A 15,606-nucleotide genomic window follows, 5' to 3' on the forward strand; every position below is an offset into this window, starting at 1 on the left:
ACATGCCGACCAGACCCACCCTTCCACTGACGCTCGCGATCCTCTTCACCGCGGTCCTCGCGGGCTGTGCCCATCCACCGCCCGAGCCGCCTCCACCCGTCGCGTTCGTGCAGCCGCCGCCGATGGCCATCCAGCAGTGCGAATCGCTGGCCGGCATGCGCATCCCCGCGACTTCGATCGGCTTGCCGACCGGCGGCGCCATGATCGCCACGGCCGAGCGCGCGGCCGAGGTCGCGCCGTACAAGGATCCCGAGGGCGAACACCTGCTGCCCACGCCCGCGCATTGCCTGGTGCAGGGCCGCGTGCTGCCGGTCGACCCGGGCGCGCCGCCGATCAACTTCGCGATCAACCTGCCGCTGTCCAACTGGAACGGCCGCGCACTGCAGTCGGGCGGTGGCGGCCTCGGCGGCCAGGTGATCACGGCGCCGGGCAACAAGGCGTCGGGCCGCTTCGATCCGAACCCCGTCAACGTGCCCTACCCCCTCACGCAGGGCTACGTCACCTTCGGCAGCGACGGCGGCCATGCGCGCGGCGACTTCCGCTTCACACGCAACGAGGAGGCGATGCGCAACTGGGCGCACGAGGAGCTGAAGAAGACGCACGACACCGCGATGGCCGTCATCCAGGCCGCCTACGGCCGCAAGCCCACGCACGTGTTCTTCAGCGGTGAATCGGCGGGCGGCCGCGAGGCGCTGCGCGCGGCGCAGGTCTATCCGCAGGACTACGACGGCGTGATCGCCACCTCGCCGGTGATCAGCTGGTACGCGGTGCACCTGTTCGACAACAACGTGCGCGACCACCTGGCCGACGGCGGCTTCCTGGACGCGCACGCCATCAAGCTGGTGGCCGACCGCACGCGCGCCACCTGCGACCTGCGCGATGGCCTGCGCGATGGCGTGGTCGCGAAGTACCTGGAATGCCCGAACGACGTCGACCAGCTGCATTGCTCGCAGGAGGCGAAGCCGGCCGGCACGTGCCTGAGCGCGGCGCAGGTGGCGTCGGTCAACGCATTGCGCAACTCGCGCGAGATGCCGGTGAAGTTCGCCCACGGCGTCACGCGTTTCCCGGGCTTCGAGACCACGGGCGACGAGGACGGCACCGGCTGGCAATGGCCTTTCTATCCGATCGGCTCCGAGGCGCCGTCCAAGCAGCTGCCGCCCGGCATGGGCTTCGAGCCGCGCCGTGGCGCCGTCCTGAACTTCGGTGCCTTCCTGATCCGCCACACCATCGTGCAGCAGGACGACTTCAACCCGTACCGCTTCGACCCGAAGCCGCATGCGGGGCGGATCATGCAGCTGTCGCAGATGTTCGACGCGACCGACCCGGACCTCTCGCGCTTCGCCGCGCGCGGGGGCAAGCTGATCCTGGTGCATCCGTCGGCCGACAACGCGGCGCCGCTCACGATGTCGGCCGAGTACGTCGGCAGCGTGGTTGACAAGCTCGGGCGCGACGCCACCGACCGCATGCTGCGCTTCTACGTGCCCGCCGGCGGCAGCCACAACGTGGGCGGCACGAGCCAGGTGAACGCGCTGGCGATGCTGGAGGACTGGGTGCTGCGCGGCCAGACGCCGCCCGAGGCGCCGCTCGCGCAGAACCTGGGCATCGAGGACATGCACTTCATCCGGTCGATGCCGGCGTGCCGCTTCCCCAGCTACCCGCAGTACATGGGCGCCGGCGATCCCAGCCAGGCCACCAGCTTCACCTGCGAGACCCGGCCGGGGCTGGCCCGGATGAAGCAGCGCTGAACACGGACAGCCGAACGCGAAAGACGCGAAGAACGCGAAAGACGCAAAAGAACTTCCTTCGAGATTTCTTTCGCGTTTTTTGCGCTCTTTCGCGCCTTTGGCGTTCGGCTGCCCGCTCCCGCATTCGCTTTCCGCCTCGCTATAGTCGGCTCGTTCCCTGCCCAGAGCACGCCCATGTCCCAAGTCCACCTCATCGACCATCCCCTCGTGCAGCACAAGCTCACCCTGATGCGCAAGAAGGAGGCCAGCACCAACAGCTTCCGCCGGCTGCTGGGCGAGCTGGCGTCGCTGATGGCGTACGAGGTGACGCGCGACATGGCCGTGCAGGACATCGAGATCGAGACGCCGATGGAGAAGATGACGGCCAAGGTCATCGACGGCAAGAAGCTGGTGTTCGTCTCCATCCTGCGTGCCGGCACCGGCATCCTCGACGGCATGCTCAACGTGGTGCCCGGCGCGCGCGTGGGCCACATCGGCCTGTACCGCGACCCGAAGACGCTGGTCGCGGTGGAGTACTACTTCAAGATGCCCGACCACATGGCCGAGCGCGACGTGATCGTGGTCGACCCGATGCTCGCGACGGGCAACTCCGCCATTGCCGCCGTCGAGCGCATCAAGGAACTGAAGCCCAAGTCGATCAAGTTCGTGTGCCTGCTCACCTGCCCCGAGGGCGTCGAGGCCATGACGAAGGCACACCCGGACGTGCCGATCTACACCGCCGCGATCGACCGCCAGCTCAATGAGCACGGCTACATCCTGCCGGGACTGGGGGATGCGGGCGACCGCATCTTCGGGACGAAATAGAGAGCTGTCCTTGCGGGCCTGACCCGCAATCCAGGGCCGCGTGCTCTTCGGTGTCATTGCGGGCTTGACCCGCAATCCAGTCCCGCGGTCAGGCACCGCTGCTGGATCCCGGCTCGAGGCCGGGATGACAGCCGTTCATGCCGTCATGCAAGCGCCGGCGGCTGCGCGCCGAAGAACCCAACGACGCGGCTCAGGCGCCCATCCACATCCAGGTCCGCGATGTCGATGCCTTCGATCACGGCCGCACCCGCGGGGCTCACCAGGCGCCAGCCGTAGCGCAGCGTCTGGTGGTGGGCGTCGATCGCGGTCGTGCGTTCGAAGCGGTGGCCGGGGAACTGCGTCTGCAGCGTCGCGACCTGGTCGGCGATGCCCTGGTGGCCCGCGGCCTCCAGCGGCGGATCGACCAGGCGCCCACCAGCGTTCCAGATCTCGCGGATGGCACCGGCACGGCGCACGGCGTCGGGATCGCCGTAGGCGGCGAGGTGGCGGTCGACCAGGGTTTCGATGAGGGGGAGGTTCATGGCTGGCTCCTGTTGCGAGTGACGATGGAGCCATTGTTGGAGCCGGCCCGCAGTCAGTCCATGACGTGGGAGGTCATGGACGCCGTGGATCCCCGCATTCGCGGGGATGACCACCTCGCGCCATCCGCGTCCCTGTGTCCTCTGCCCCCTGTGTCATCCCCGCGAAGGCGGGGATCCAGGGCGTCTGCTTGTATCAGCCCTTCCCCTGCGCCGCCACCAGCACCGGCTGCTCGCGGTACAGGTCCGGCATCGTCGCCTTCAGGTTCGCGATCTTCGGCAGGTCGAACGTCGCGATGTAGGGCTGCTGCGGATGCAGGGTCGCGTAGTCCTGGTGGTACGCCTCCGCGGGATGGAAGCCGGTGAGCGGCGCCACCTGCGTGACGATGCGCGACGGGAACACCCTCGCCGCGTCCAGCTGCGCGATGTAGGCCTCGGCCACCCGTTTCTGCTCCGGCCCGTTGACGAACAGCGCCGAGCGGTACTGCGTGCCCGTGTCCGGCCCCTGCCGGTTCAGCGTGGTGGGATCGTGCGCCACCGAGAAGAAGATGCGCAGCAGCTGCCCGTACGAGACCTGCTTCGGATCGAACGTGACCTGCACCGATTCGGCATGGCCCGTGCGGCCCGTGCTCACGGTGTCGTAGTTCGCGCTCGCCGCGTCGCCGCCCGCATAGCCCGACACCGCATTGAGCACGCCCTTCGTGTGCTGGAACACGCCCTGCACGCCCCAGAAGCAGCCGCCCGCGAACACCGCGGTCTCGGTCGGCGCGGTGGCCTTCTCGTCCTGGGCGGGTAACGGCAACTGCACCGCCTTCTCGGCGGCCACGCCGCTGCCCAGGACACCCCAAGCGGCCAGTGCCACCGCGGCGGTGGCGGCCATCGTCAGGCGTGTGTTCATCGTCGGCTCCTTCGGTTCAGGCGGCGTCGGGCGCGAACGCCAGCGCCAGCCCGTTCATGCAATAGCGCAGACCGGTGGGCTTGGGGCCGTCGTTGAAGACGTGGCCCAGGTGGCCTCCGCACTGGTGGCACAGCACCTCGGTGCGGCGCATGCCGAAGCTGCGATCGGTGTGTTCCTCGACAGACTGCTTCGACAGCGGCTCGTAGAAACTGGGCCAGCCCGTGCCGCTGTCGAACTTGGCCTTCGACGAGAACAGCGGCTGCGCGCACCCGGCGCACCGGAACACACCGGCCCGATGCTCCTTGTCGAGCGGACTGCTGAAGGGCATTTCGGTATCCGCCTCGCGCAGCACCTTGAACTGGGCCGGCGTCAGCAGCTTGCGCCACTCGGCTTCGCTGTGCACGACGGCACGTGGCGCCGCGGTCTCCGCATGGGCTGCCTCGCCGAGAAACAACCCCTTCACCCCGGCCGCTGCAGCAGCCAGGCCCATCCATGCAGTGCGCCGCGTCGTCATGGCAATCCTTCGCTCCGTGGAGATGTGACAGTGAGTCGCGGCTGGGCCGGTTGGTTCCGCAGGATGAGCCCATCCGCGCAGCGACAGCGCGGCAGAGGCGCAGGCTATCCTGTGGCGACGATGCTCGACCTCCTCATCACCAACGCGACGCTGCCCGACGGTCGCACCGGCATGTCCCTCGCGGTGCAAGGCGACCGGATCGCCGACGTCGCACCGGGCCTGCAGGTGCCCGCACGCGAGACCGTCGATGCGCACGGCCAACTGCTCGCGCCGCCGTTTTGCGATCCGCACTTCCACATGGACGCGACCCTCAGCTACGGCCTGCCGCGCGTGAACGAGAGCGGCACGCTGCTGGAAGGCATCGCGCTCTGGGGCGAGCTCAAGCCGCAGCTGAAGGCCGAGGACATAGTCGGGCGGGCCCTCGCCTATTGCGACTGGGCCGTGGCGCGCGGCCTGCTGGCGATCCGCAGCCACGTCGACACTAGCGATCCCAGCCTGCTGCCGGTCGAGGCGATGCTGGAGGTGAAGCAGCGCGTCGCGCCCTACCTCGACCTGCAACTCGTGGCCTTCCCGCAGGACGGCGTGCTGCGCACGAAGGGCGGCATGGAGAGCCTGAAGAAGGCGCTGGACATGGGCGTGGACATCGTCGGCGGCATCCCGCACTTCGAGCGCACCATGGCCCAGGGCGCCGAGAGCGTGAAGCTGCTGTGCGAGCTCGCGGCACAGCACGGCAAGCTGGTCGACATGCACTGCGACGAGACCGACGACCCGCTGTCGCGCCACATCGAGACGCTGGCGTTCGAGGCGCAGCGCCTGGGCCTGCAGGGCCGCGTGAACGGCAGCCACTGCACGTCCATGCACAGCATGGACAACTACTACGTGAGCAAGCTGCTGCCCCTGGTCGCCGAGAGCGGCGTGAGCGTGGTGGCCAACCCGCTGATCAACATCACGCTGCAGGGGCGGCACGACACCTATCCCAAGCGGCGGGGCATGACGCGCGTGCCCGAACTGATGGCCGCCGGTGTGACCGTCGCCTTCGGCCACGATTGCGTGATGGACCCGTGGTACGGCATGGGCTCGGGCGACATGCTGGAGGTGGCGCACATGGGCGTGCATGTGGCGCAGATGACCAGCCAGGCCGGCATCCGCGCCTGCTTCGACGCGGTGACCACGAACGCCGCGAAGGTGATGCACCTGGAAGGCTACGGGCTCGCGAAGGGCTGCGATGCGAGCTTCGTGCTGCTGCAGGCCGGCGATGTCGTCGAGGCCGTGCGGCTGCGTGCGACGCGGCTGCATGTGTGGCGGCGCGGGAAGAAGCTCGCGTCGACCGCGCCCGACGTCGCCAATCTCACCCTGCCGGGCCGTCCGCCCACCACCGATTTCCGCCGTGCGCGGCCCGCGCGCTGACCGCTTGACCGATCGACCTCACCCTCTGGAGACCTCCGCATGATCGCCACCCGTTCCCTCTTCGAGCTCCGCCTGCAGGTGCCGCAAGTCCACGACCTCGGCGAGACCCCCTTGGGCCGCCGCCGCATCGCCGTCGTCGCGGGCGGCGAGTTCCAGGGCGAGCGCCTGCGCGGCACGGTGGTGAGTGCGCCCGGCGGCGACTGGATGCTGCAGCGGCCGGACGGCGTCACGGTGCTCGACGTGCGCATCCTGCTGCGCACCGACGATGGCGAGCACATCTCGATGGCGTACCGCGGCCTGCGCCACGGTCCCGCGGAGGTGATGGCGCGGCTGGCCGCCGGCGAGGTGGTCGATCCGACGACCTACTACTTCCGCATGGCGCCCGTATTCGAGACGTCGTCGGCGAAGTACGCGTGGATCAACAAGGTGGTGGCAATCGGCACCGGCCGCAGGGAGCCGACGGGGCCGATCTATTCCGTCGAGGAAGTCCTGTAGCCGCCATGGACACGCCGTATCTCGCGCTGCTGGGCGCGATCCTGGTCGAGGTGGTGGCCACGAATGCGTTGAAGGCTTCCGACGGTTTCACGCGCCTGGCCCCGAGCGCCGTGACGGTGGTCGGCTACGCGATCTCGTTCTATCTCTTGTCCGTGGCGCTCAAGACGATTCCCGTCGGCGTGGCGTACGCGATCTGGTCGGGGATCGGGATCGTGCTGGTGACCATCGTGGCGTGGGTGGTGTTTGGGCAGAGGCTGGATACGGGAGCGGTGGCGGGAATCGCGCTCATTCTTGCGGGCGTGGTGGTGATTCGGGTGTTTTCGGGGGTGCAGTCGAGCTAGCTGCCCGATCACCTGCCTTGATGTCGAGGCCCGCGGTGGGGCGACCGCTCGTCGATCGCGGCCCTGAGACATCGGAGCCCTTGTGCCTGCATCGACACGCGCATCCAATGGCATCCGCGCGATCCCCGCGCAGCAAGGAGAAAGCCATGACGCGCCAGCCCTCCGTCATCCAACCCTCCGGCTATCCGCGTTCGCTCAACGTTGTCGGCGAGCACATCACGGTGCTCGCCTCCGGCGCCGCGACCGGCGGCTACGAAATCTTCCTGCAGGAAGGCCCCGAGGGCAGCGGACCGCCACCGCACAGCCACCCGTGGGACGAGTCCTTCTACGTGACGCGTGGCGAGATCCTGTTCGGCATGGCCGATGAGGAAAGGGTGGCGCGGGCCGGCACCCTGGTCCACCTGCCCGGCGGCACGGTGCACTGGTTCCGCTTCGGCAAGGAAGGCGGCCAGATGATCTCCGTGACCAGCCGGGAAGCCGCATCCGCCATGTTCGAGCACATGGACCGCGAGATCGCACCGGACGCGCCGGACCTGCCGCGTCTCGCCGCGATTGCGGGCGAGCACCAGACGCGCCTGGCAGGATGAGCCCCGTTCCAGGGAACGCGGCCCTGTCGAGCGCGCGAGCAGCGGCCCCGGACACGGGCAGGACGTCCCGCCCGCACGACCGGGACAAAGCGAGCATGGCGGTGACCGCGAAGCGCATGCACGATGCGGCGGTCAGGGTTGCGGACGTCGTCGACCGGGCAACGCACCGTGGAAACCGAGCAGTGCGACGCACTGGCCCTCGTGGGGCACTCCACGGCGGAGGCCCGGCGATCGTCCCACCCTGACGCGATCGTGGGCCGCGGACCGTCGCCGCCGGAAGGACGTCGCGTCCGGGTGCAGCCCTTCGAGCGACCCGCCACGCGATTCCACCAGCGGAGGTGCCATGACGATCTCCCGCGCGATGCTTGCCGCTGCGGCATGCGTCCTCGCCCTCGCCGGCTGCGCGCCGATGTCCAGCACCCCTGCCCCGGCGGCAGTCGACCGCCTCTATGCGATCGATTGCGGGGAGAACCGCACGAACGACCTGTCGCCCTGGACAACCCAGGCCGACAAGGGCAAGCCGTACGTGTTCTCGAACAACTGCTATGTCCTGAAGCACGCAAAGGGCTGGATGCTGTGGGACAGCGGACACCCCGACCGGTACGCGAGCATCCCCGAGGGCGTCCCCAACCAGCGACGCACCTCGACGGCGTTCCTGAGGAAGCCGCTGTTGCAGTCGCTCGGTGAGATCGGCCTCCGGCCCGCGGACATCGCCTACTTCGCCATGTCGCATTCGCACCCGGACCACACCGGCAATGCCAACCTGTTCGCGCATGCGACGGTGTTCATGCAGCAGGCCGAACACGACGCCGCGTTCGGGCCGGAACCGCAGCGCTTCGGCTACAACCCGGCGAGCTACGACCAGCTGCGCACTGCGCGGATGGTGATCCTGCACGGGGACCACGATGTCTTCGGCGACGGCTCGGTCATCATCAAGTCGACGCCGGGCCACACGCCCGGGCATCAGTCCCTGTTCGTGCGACTGCCCAAGAGCCCGCCGGTGCTCCTGTCGGGCGACTTCGTGCACTTCCGCGCCAACTGGGAGGCGAGGCGCGTGCCCTCCATCAACTTCGACAAGGAGCTGACAGCGCGCTCGATGCAGCAGATGGATGACTTTCTCAAGCGCACGGGTGCGCGCCTGTGGATCAACCACGACTTCGAGCAGGCGCAGACCGTGCCGAAGGAGCCCGCCTACTTCGAATGAGCCGCACAGGCACCCGACGAGGGATGCCGCGCACACGGTGTCCTCCTCGGCCCCCCGCATCACTCGCCGGCCGCCTACAACGCGCACGCGGCACCTCGCTAGCGTGGACACATCTTCAGGCGAGACAGGAGCTTCCATGAACACCGGATCCTTGCTGGGGCAGGTCCTCGGCGGTGTCTTCACCCAGGCGATGCGCCGGCGCGGCATGGGCGGTGCCGGCGGACTGGGTGGGCTGGGCGGCGGCGTCGGCGGCGTGGCGATGGGCAGCGTGCTGGGCGGCATGCTCGGCGGTGCCCGCCGTCCGGACGCGGGCGTCCCTGCCAGCCGCGGCGGCGTGCGCATGAACCGCACCGCGCTGCTCGTCATGCTGCTGCCGCTGGCGATGCGCTGGGTCCAGCGCAACGGCGGCGTCGGGGCGGTGCTCGACAAGTTCAAGCAACAGGGCTATGGCCGGCACGCGCAGTCTTGGGTCGATACGGGCCAGAACGACTCGCTCGACGACAAGGCGGTGCAGCAGGTCGTGGGTCAGGACGAGCTGCGCCAGATGGCGCAGAAGCTGGGTGTGCCCGAGCAGGACGTGGCCCAGGCGTTCGCGGAAATCATGCCGGAGATGGTCGACAAGCTCAGCCCGGGCGGCCGCGTGCCGCAGGAGGCCGACGACGTGCTCGACGAAGGCCGGCAGCACCTGGAGAAGGAGATCGAGGACGTGCACTACCGCGAGGTGCCTTCCGGCGCGCACCGCTGACCACGGCCCTGCCGCCGGTCACTTCGGTTTTTGCTGACTGACCTGCAGCCAGCGTCTGCTTTTTCTTTCCTCTTGGAGGCGGTACCTTGGCGGTTCACTCTCCAAGGAGATCCTCGTGAAGAAAGCAGCAGCCCTGATGGCCATCGTCCTGACGCTGGGCCTGGCCACCCTCGACGCCGAGGCCGCCAGGCGGCTGGGCGGCGGCAAGTCCACCGGCATGCAGCGGCAGGCCACCACGCAACCGCACCAGCCCGCGGGCGGCAACGCGGCAGGCACGCAGCAAGGCGCACCGGCGCAGGCGGCGCCGTCGCAGGCCGCGGCTCCGGGCGCAGCAGCCGCGGCACCGCGCCGCAGCTGGATGGGCCCGATCGCCGGCCTCGCCGCGGGCCTGGGCTTGGCCGCACTGGCTTCGCACTTCGGCTTCGGCGAAGCCCTGGCCAACGCGATGATGATCGGCCTGCTCGTGATGGCTGCGCTGGCGCTCCTGGGCTTCGTGATGCGCAAGCGCGCGATGGGCCAGCAGCCTGCCTTCGGCGGCACGGGAGCCGGCATGGGTGGCGTGCTGCGCCAGTCGCAGCCGCCAGCGAACGCATTCCGCACCGACGCTTCGCAGCCGCAGCAAGGCGGCTCGATGATCGGATCGCGCATCGGCGGCGGGCTGGGCGCCACGACGCCGGTGCAGTCGTCGGCCATTCCCGCCGACTTCGACAAGGCCGGCTTCGAGCGCAATGCGAAAGCGCAGTTCGTGGCGCTGCAGGACGCCAACGATGCACGCGACCTCGAACGGCTGCGTGGCTTCCTCACGCCCGAGATGTTCTCGCTCGTGCAGGCCGACCTGCAGGCACGCGGCGATGCGCCGCAGAAGACCGAAGTCTTCGGCCTCGAAGCGCAGGTGCTCGAGGTGGTGCAGGACGAGGACCGCTACATCGTCAGCGTGCGCTTCACCGGCAGCGTGCGCGACGAGGCCGGCGCCGCGCCGGAGGACCTGGACGAGACCTGGCACCTCGTGAAGTCGCGCGCCGGCTTCGACGGCTGGACGATCGCGGGCATCCAGCAGAACGGCCCCGCGGCCTGATCGCCGCGAGCGGCGCTCGCCACCGGGCACACTCGGCCGATGGCAGCGCCGCTCAACTACCGCCACCTCTACTACTTCTGGGTCGTCGCCAAGGAGGGCGGCATGGCGCGGGCCGCGGCCCGCCTGGACATGGCGGTGCAGACCGTCAGTGCCCAGGTGCGCGCGCTCGAACAATCGCTGGGCCACGCGCTGTTCAAGCCCGCCGGCCGCGGCATGGCGCTCACCGAGGCGGGCGTGGCCGCGATGGCGCAGGCCGACCAGATCTTCCAGCTGGGTGAACAGCTGCCCGCGGTGGTGCGCGAAGCGGCGACCGGGCAGGGACTGCGGCTCGCAGTCGGCATCTCGGATGGATTGCCGAAGCTGGTGGTACGGCACCTGCTGCGGCCCGCGACCGATGCGCCGAACGTGCGCCTGCTGTGCCACGAAGACGAGTTCGACCGCCTGCTAGGCGACCTGGCGCTGCATCGCCTGGATGTGGTGCTCTCGGACCGCGCCGCACCGCCCAATCCCAACCTGCGCCTGTACAGCCACGCCTTGGGCCACGCCCCGCTCGCGTGGTTCGCGCCGGCGGACATGGCACGGCGGACCAAGGCACCCTTCCCCGCCTGCCTCGCCCACATGCCGGTGCTGCTGCCCACGTCGCATGCCGCGGTGCGCGCGCGCATCGACCAGTGGTTCGAACGCCAGGACCTGCGGCCGCACGTGGCCGGCGAATTCGAGGACAGCGCGCTGCTGGCGGCGTTCGGTCGCAGCGGCATGGGCGCGTTCCCGGTGTCGTCCCGCTCCATCGACGAGCTGCGCAAGGACCGTGGCCTGCGCCTGGTGGGCGAGACGCCCGAGCTGGTGGAGCACTTCTTCCTGATCTCCGCCGAGCGTCGCATCCAGCATCCGCTGGTGCAGCAGTTGCTGAAAGGCGCGTCGCCGTAGATGCCCGCAGGCCGTCGCGGCCTTCTTGAATTCGCGACTCCATGGACTAGGTTTGCGGGCCAAGCCAACGCCCAGGAGCAGCACCATGGAAACCCTGCGACCCGATCCCACGTTCCATCCCTCGCCGCGCCTGGCGATGCAGGCGGACCCGGAGCGCCTGGCCTACACGGCGCTGCTGTCCCCGGATCGCTCGCAGCCCGACGCGATCGCGGTGGTCGACGTCGATCCGTCCTCGCGCACCTATGGCACCGAGCTCAATCGCGTGCTGATGCCGCACAAGGGCGACGAGCTGCACCACTTCGGCTGGAACGCCTGCAGCTCGGCGCTGTCGCCGCTGTCGGGCCACCCGTTCCTGCAGCGACGCTACCTCATCGTCCCGGGCATGCGGTCCTCGCGCATCCACGTGTTCGACACCCAGCCCGATCCCACGCAGCCACGGCTGGTGCGCACCATCGAGCCCGAGGAGATCCAGCGCCGCACCGGCTACTCGCGCCCGCACACCGTGCACTGCGGGCCCGAAGGCATCTACATCAGCACGCTCGGTGGCGCGGTCCCGACGGCACGCAGGGGCCGCCCGGCATCTTCATCATGGATTGCCAGACGTTCGAAGTGCTGGGCCGCTGGGAGATCGACCGCGGTCCGCAGCAGCTGCATTACGACTTCTGGTGGAACCTGCCGCGCGACTACATGGTGTCCAGCGAATGGGCGCTGCCGCCGCAATTCGAGAACGGCATCGTTCCCGAGGACCTGCTCGCCAACAAATACGGGCATCGGCTGCACTTCTGGGACCTGCGCGATCGCAGGCACGTGCAGACCATCGACCTGGGCGCGAACCACCAGATGGCGCTGGAGGTGCGGCCCGCGCACGACCCGTCGCGCGAGTACGGCTTCGTGGGCGTGGTCGTGGACACGACGAACCTCGAGGCCTCCATCTGGACCTGGTGGCGCGAGAACGGCACCTTCCATGCGCGCAAGACCGCCACGGTGCCGCCGGAACCGGCGGATCCCGCGCGCCTGCCGCCGCTGCTCAAGGGCTTCGGCGCCGCGCCGCCGCTGATCAGCGACATCGACCTGTCGCTCGACGACAAGTACCTCTACGTCGCCTGCTGGGGCACGGGCGAGCTGCGGCAGTACGACGTCACGGATCCGATGAAGCCGCAGCAGACCGGCAGCGTGCGCATCGGCGGCGTGGTGGACCATGCGCCGCATCCCAGCGGCCGACCCTTCGGCGGCGGCCCGCAGATGACCGAGATCAGCCGCGACGGCCGCCGCGTGTTCTTCACCAACTCGCTCTACAGCAGCTGGGACACGCAGTTCTATCCCGAGGGCATCGCGGGCGTGCAGGTGATGTGCCGCGCCGGAGACGGCGGAGGCCTCACGCTCGACAGCGATTTCTACGTGGAGTTCGGCAAGGTCTACGGCGCGCACCAGGTGCGGCTGCAGGGCGGCGACTGCTCCACCGATTCGTTCTGCTACCCGTCGGCTTGAGCAGCACCACCGCGCTCTGGCTCAGCATCGTCGCGATCGGGGCGTGGCACGGCCTCAATCCGGCGATGGGCTGGCCGCTGGCCGTGGCGAACGGGCTCACCGAACGCCGCGGCCGCGCGGTGTTCGCGACGCTGCTGCCGCTGGGTGCCGGGCATCTCGCGGCGATGGCCGTTGCGCTCGTGCCGTTCTCCTGGCTGCTGGGCTACCTGTCGTGGCGGCATGCGATCCAGCTGGCCGCGGGCGCGCTGGTGGTCCTCTACGGCGTCTACAAGCTGGTGCAGCCGCGCCATCCCCGCGCGCTGGCCCGCATCCGGCCCACGCAGCTGGCGTGGTGGTCCTTTCTCGCTGCCTCCGCACACGGTGCAGGGCTGATGCTGGTGCCGTTCATGCTGGGCTTGTGCGCGCAGGAGCCGCACGCGCCGGGTGGCTTGGCGGCGGCGCACGCCACTGTCATGGACCAGCTTGCGCGATCGAGCGTGGGCATCGCGCTCGCCGTCGCGGCACTGCACACGCTGGCCACGCTGCTCGCCGCCGCGATCGCGGCGTGGGCGGTGTACCGCTATCTGGGGCTGAGCTACGTCTCCCGCGCCTGGTTCAACCTCGACAGGGTGTGGGCGGGCAGCCTGGTGGTGGCGGGCGCCGCCGGCATCGTCGGCGCGCTCTGAGCACAGTGCACCCGGGCTCTCCCGGGTTGCGTGCCCGATCGCGCAGCCTAGAGTGGCTGCATGAGCCGCACCTTTCGTTGCCTGCTCTGCGTGCTGGTCCTCGTCGCGGGCGCGGCTGCAGCATGGGCCGACGACCCAGCACGCGCGCCCGTCGTCGTGATGCAGATCGACGGCGCGATCAGTCCGGCGAGTGCGGACGACCTGCGCCGCGGCTTCGCCCTCGCCCAGCACCGCGGCGCGCAGCTGCTGGTGGTGGAGATGGACACGCCCGGCGGGCTCGACACCTCGATGCGCGGGATGATCCGCCAGATCCTCGCCTCGCCGATTCCCGTGGCCACCTTCGTCGCCCCGGGCGGCGCGCGGGCGGCCAGCGCCGGCACCTACATCCTGTACGCGAGCCACATCGCTGCGATGACGCCGGCCAGCAACCTCGGCGCCGCGACGCCGATCGCGATCGGCGGTCCGGGCACGACACCGCCCGTGCCGCAGCCTGCTGCTTCGGCCCCTGCGAAGGACCACGACGCCGATCCGCTCGCGGCCAAGCGCGTGTCCGATGCCGCGGCCTACATCCGCAGCCTGGCGCAGCTGCGCGGGCGCAATGCGGACTGGGGCGAGAAAGCGGTGCGCGAGGCCGTGAGCCTGTCGGCATCGGAAGCGCTGCAGATGAAGGTGGTGGACCTGGTCGCGACCGACGTGCCCGACCTGCTGCACAAGCTCGATGGCCGCGAGGTGCGCCTGGCCGCCGGCAGCACGACGCTGCACACGCGCGACGCGCCCGTGGTGCACTTCGAACAGGACTGGCGCAGCCGACTGCTGGGCACGCTGGCCAATCCCGGCCTCGCGTTGCTGCTGCTCACGGTGGGCACGTACGGCCTGATCTTCGAGTTCATGTCGCCGGGCATGGTGGCGCCGGGCGTGATCGGCGCGATCTGCCTCGTGGTCGCGCTGTTCGCGCTGCAGATGCTGCCGGTCAACTACGCGGGCCTGGCGCTGATCGTGCTGGGCATCGGCTTCCTGGTGGCCGAGGCCTTCGTGCCCAGCGTGGGCACGCTGGGCGTGGGTGGGGTGATCGCGTTCGCGCTCGGCGCGGCGGTGCTGATCGACAGCGACTCGCCCGGCTGGGGGATCCCGTGGCAACTGATCGCGGTGCTCTCGCTGGGGTCGGCCGCCTTCCTCGTCGGCGTGGTGGGGATGGCCGCGCGCTCGCGGCGGCGGCCCGTGGTCACCGGCGTGGGCACGCTGGTCAGCGCGCCGGTGGAGCTGCTGGAGTTCGCCGGCGGCCAGGGGTGGGCACTGGTGCGCGGCGAACACTGGAAGGTGCGCGGGCCCGCGGTCCTGAAGCCCGGCGACCGCGCGCATGTCACCTCGGTGGGCGACGGCGTGCTCGAAGTGGCGGCGGACTGAACGACAAGGAGACCACGAATGATTGCAGGCGGCGTGGGATTCGGCGTGGTGGTGCTGCTGGTGGCATTCCTGCTGTCGTCGGCACTGCGCGTGCTGCGCGAGTACCAGCGCGGCGTGGTGTTCCAGCTCGGACGCTTCTGGAAGGTCAAGGGGCCCGGCCTGGTGATCCTGATCCCCGGCATCCAGCAGATGGTGCGCGTGGACCTGCGCGTGGTCGTGATGGACATCCCCAGCCAGGACGTCATCACGCGCGACAACGTCTCGGTGAAGGTGAGCGCGGTGCTGTACTTCCGCGTGATCGATCCCGAGCGCGCCATCATCCAGGTGGAGCGCTACCTCGAGGCGACCAGCCAGCTCGCGCAGACCACGTTGCGCGCCGTGCTGGGCAAGCACGACCTGGACGACCTGCTGTCCGAGCGCGAGCGCCTGAACCTGGACATCCAGAAGATCCTGGACGCGCAGACGGACGCGTGGGGCATCAAGGTGACCAACGTGGAGATCAAGCACGTCGACCTGAACGACACCATGGTGCGTGCCATCGCGCGGCAGGCCGAAGCCGAGCGCGAACGCCGCGCCAAGGTGATCCATGCCGAAGGCGAGCTGCAGGCTTCGCACAAGCTGGCCGACGCGGCCGAGGTGCTGGCGCAGCAGCCGCAGGCGCTGCAGCTGCGCTACCTCGAGACGCTGACGGTGATCGCGGCCGACAAGAATTCGACCATCGTGTTCCCGCTGCCGGTGGAGCTGCTGGGGCCGCTGATCAAGCGGCTGGGCGGCGACGCGCCGTAGCGC

At 69.7% G+C, this 15,606-nt stretch carries 16 protein-coding genes and 1 pseudogene; 14 read left to right on the top strand and 3 right to left on the bottom strand.

Annotation, left to right across the window (positions count from 1 at the left end; genetic code table 11):
- Positions 1-2: 2 nt before the first annotated feature.
- Positions 3-1,745, top strand: a complete 1,743-nt coding sequence (locus ACPWT1_RS16570) for a tannase/feruloyl esterase family alpha/beta hydrolase (RefSeq protein WP_427912243.1) — start codon at positions 3-5, stop codon at positions 1,743-1,745.
- Between the two features lie 174 nt (positions 1,746-1,919).
- Positions 1,920-2,549, top strand: coding sequence for a uracil phosphoribosyltransferase (gene upp / locus ACPWT1_RS16575; protein WP_427912244.1), 630 nt, complete (start codon positions 1,920-1,922; stop codon positions 2,547-2,549).
- Between the two features lie 143 nt (positions 2,550-2,692).
- Here the strand turns inward: upp and ACPWT1_RS16580 are convergent, their stop codons facing one another.
- From ACPWT1_RS16580 to msrB, 3 genes are all read right to left on the bottom strand, one after another.
- The gene (locus ACPWT1_RS16580; protein WP_427912245.1) at positions 2,693-3,070 is read right to left on the bottom strand and encodes a nuclear transport factor 2 family protein; all 378 of its coding nucleotides are present in this window, start codon (positions 3,068-3,070) and stop codon (positions 2,693-2,695) included.
- A 193-nt stretch (positions 3,071-3,263) separates the two neighbouring features.
- On the bottom strand, positions 3,264-3,965 hold the full coding sequence (msrA, locus tag ACPWT1_RS16585) for a peptide-methionine (S)-S-oxide reductase MsrA (protein ID WP_427912246.1): 702 nt from the start codon (positions 3,963-3,965) through the stop codon (positions 3,264-3,266).
- A gap of 16 nt (positions 3,966-3,981) precedes the next feature.
- Positions 3,982-4,479 (bottom strand): peptide-methionine (R)-S-oxide reductase MsrB, encoded by a 498-nt coding sequence (msrB, locus tag ACPWT1_RS16590; protein WP_427912247.1) that lies wholly within the window; start codon positions 4,477-4,479, stop codon positions 3,982-3,984.
- A 120-nt stretch (positions 4,480-4,599) separates the two neighbouring features.
- Between msrB and ACPWT1_RS16595 the strand changes: the two genes are divergently transcribed.
- From ACPWT1_RS16595 to ACPWT1_RS16650, 12 genes and pseudogenes are all read left to right on the top strand, one after another.
- Complete coding sequence (locus ACPWT1_RS16595) at positions 4,600-5,886, top strand: amidohydrolase family protein (protein ID WP_427912248.1); 1,287 nt, start codon at positions 4,600-4,602, stop codon at positions 5,884-5,886.
- 39 nt (positions 5,887-5,925) lie between these two features.
- Positions 5,926-6,381 (top strand): DUF3237 domain-containing protein, encoded by a 456-nt coding sequence (locus ACPWT1_RS16600; protein WP_427912249.1) that lies wholly within the window; start codon positions 5,926-5,928, stop codon positions 6,379-6,381.
- A 5-nt stretch (positions 6,382-6,386) separates the two neighbouring features.
- On the top strand, positions 6,387-6,722 hold the full coding sequence (locus tag ACPWT1_RS16605; protein ID WP_427912250.1) for a DMT family transporter: 336 nt from the start codon (positions 6,387-6,389) through the stop codon (positions 6,720-6,722).
- Between the two features lie 146 nt (positions 6,723-6,868).
- A complete protein-coding gene (locus ACPWT1_RS16610; protein WP_427912251.1) occupies positions 6,869-7,309 on the top strand; it encodes a cupin domain-containing protein in 441 nt (146 codons plus the stop codon).
- 343 nt (positions 7,310-7,652) lie between these two features.
- On the top strand, positions 7,653-8,513 hold the full coding sequence (locus ACPWT1_RS16615; protein ID WP_427912252.1) for an N-acyl homoserine lactonase family protein: 861 nt from the start codon (positions 7,653-7,655) through the stop codon (positions 8,511-8,513).
- A gap of 136 nt (positions 8,514-8,649) precedes the next feature.
- On the top strand, positions 8,650-9,258 hold the full coding sequence (locus tag ACPWT1_RS16620; protein ID WP_427912253.1) for a YidB family protein: 609 nt from the start codon (positions 8,650-8,652) through the stop codon (positions 9,256-9,258).
- A 115-nt stretch (positions 9,259-9,373) separates the two neighbouring features.
- Complete coding sequence (locus ACPWT1_RS16625) at positions 9,374-10,333, top strand: Tim44 domain-containing protein (RefSeq protein WP_427912254.1); 960 nt, start codon at positions 9,374-9,376, stop codon at positions 10,331-10,333.
- Positions 10,334-10,372: 39 nt separating this feature from the next.
- Entirely contained in the window at positions 10,373-11,260 is an 888-nt protein-coding gene (locus ACPWT1_RS16630; RefSeq protein WP_427912255.1) for a LysR family transcriptional regulator, read from the top strand.
- 85 nt (positions 11,261-11,345) lie between these two features.
- Positions 11,346-12,748 (top strand): annotated as a pseudogene (locus ACPWT1_RS16635) (selenium-binding protein SBP56-related protein).
- Entirely contained in the window at positions 12,745-13,413 is a 669-nt protein-coding gene (locus ACPWT1_RS16640; RefSeq protein WP_427912256.1) for a hypothetical protein, read from the top strand. Before ACPWT1_RS16635 ends, ACPWT1_RS16640 begins: the two are co-directional and overlap by 4 nt.
- A gap of 60 nt (positions 13,414-13,473) precedes the next feature.
- Positions 13,474-14,817: an NfeD family protein gene (locus tag ACPWT1_RS16645; protein WP_427912257.1), complete on the top strand. Its 1,344-nt coding sequence runs from the start codon at positions 13,474-13,476 to the stop codon at positions 14,815-14,817.
- Positions 14,818-14,835: 18 nt separating this feature from the next.
- Positions 14,836-15,603 carry a slipin family protein gene (locus tag ACPWT1_RS16650; protein WP_427912258.1) on the top strand — a complete coding sequence of 256 codons (768 nt, stop codon included), beginning with the start codon at positions 14,836-14,838 and terminating at the stop codon, positions 15,601-15,603.
- Positions 15,604-15,606 lie beyond the last annotated feature (3 nt).

Origin of the sequence: Ramlibacter sp. MMS24-I3-19 (genome assembly GCF_050320135.1) — a bacterium.
In the GTDB taxonomy this organism is placed as follows: Bacteria; Pseudomonadota; Gammaproteobacteria; order Burkholderiales; family Burkholderiaceae_C; genus Ramlibacter.

Coding starts and splice junctions, on each gene's coding strand:
- ACPWT1_RS16610 (WP_427912251.1), top strand. CDS start 6,869: ATGACGCGCCAGCCCTCCGTCATCCAACCCTCCGGCTATCCGCGTTCG.
- ACPWT1_RS16630 (WP_427912255.1), top strand. CDS start 10,373: ATGGCAGCGCCGCTCAACTACCGCCACCTCTACTACTTCTGGGTCGTC.
- ACPWT1_RS16600 (WP_427912249.1), top strand. CDS start 5,926: ATGATCGCCACCCGTTCCCTCTTCGAGCTCCGCCTGCAGGTGCCGCAA.
- upp (WP_427912244.1), top strand. CDS start 1,920: ATGTCCCAAGTCCACCTCATCGACCATCCCCTCGTGCAGCACAAGCTC.
- ACPWT1_RS16645 (WP_427912257.1), top strand. CDS start 13,474: ATGAGCCGCACCTTTCGTTGCCTGCTCTGCGTGCTGGTCCTCGTCGCG.
- ACPWT1_RS16570 (WP_427912243.1), top strand. CDS start 3: ATGCCGACCAGACCCACCCTTCCACTGACGCTCGCGATCCTCTTCACC.
- ACPWT1_RS16650 (WP_427912258.1), top strand. CDS start 14,836: ATGATTGCAGGCGGCGTGGGATTCGGCGTGGTGGTGCTGCTGGTGGCA.
- msrA (WP_427912246.1), bottom strand. CDS start 3,965: ATGAACACACGCCTGACGATGGCCGCCACCGCCGCGGTGGCACTGGCC.
- ACPWT1_RS16605 (WP_427912250.1), top strand. CDS start 6,387: ATGGACACGCCGTATCTCGCGCTGCTGGGCGCGATCCTGGTCGAGGTG.
- ACPWT1_RS16595 (WP_427912248.1), top strand. CDS start 4,600: ATGCTCGACCTCCTCATCACCAACGCGACGCTGCCCGACGGTCGCACC.
- ACPWT1_RS16615 (WP_427912252.1), top strand. CDS start 7,653: ATGACGATCTCCCGCGCGATGCTTGCCGCTGCGGCATGCGTCCTCGCC.
- msrB (WP_427912247.1), bottom strand. CDS start 4,479: ATGACGACGCGGCGCACTGCATGGATGGGCCTGGCTGCTGCAGCGGCC.
- ACPWT1_RS16620 (WP_427912253.1), top strand. CDS start 8,650: ATGAACACCGGATCCTTGCTGGGGCAGGTCCTCGGCGGTGTCTTCACC.
- ACPWT1_RS16580 (WP_427912245.1), bottom strand. CDS start 3,070: ATGAACCTCCCCCTCATCGAAACCCTGGTCGACCGCCACCTCGCCGCC.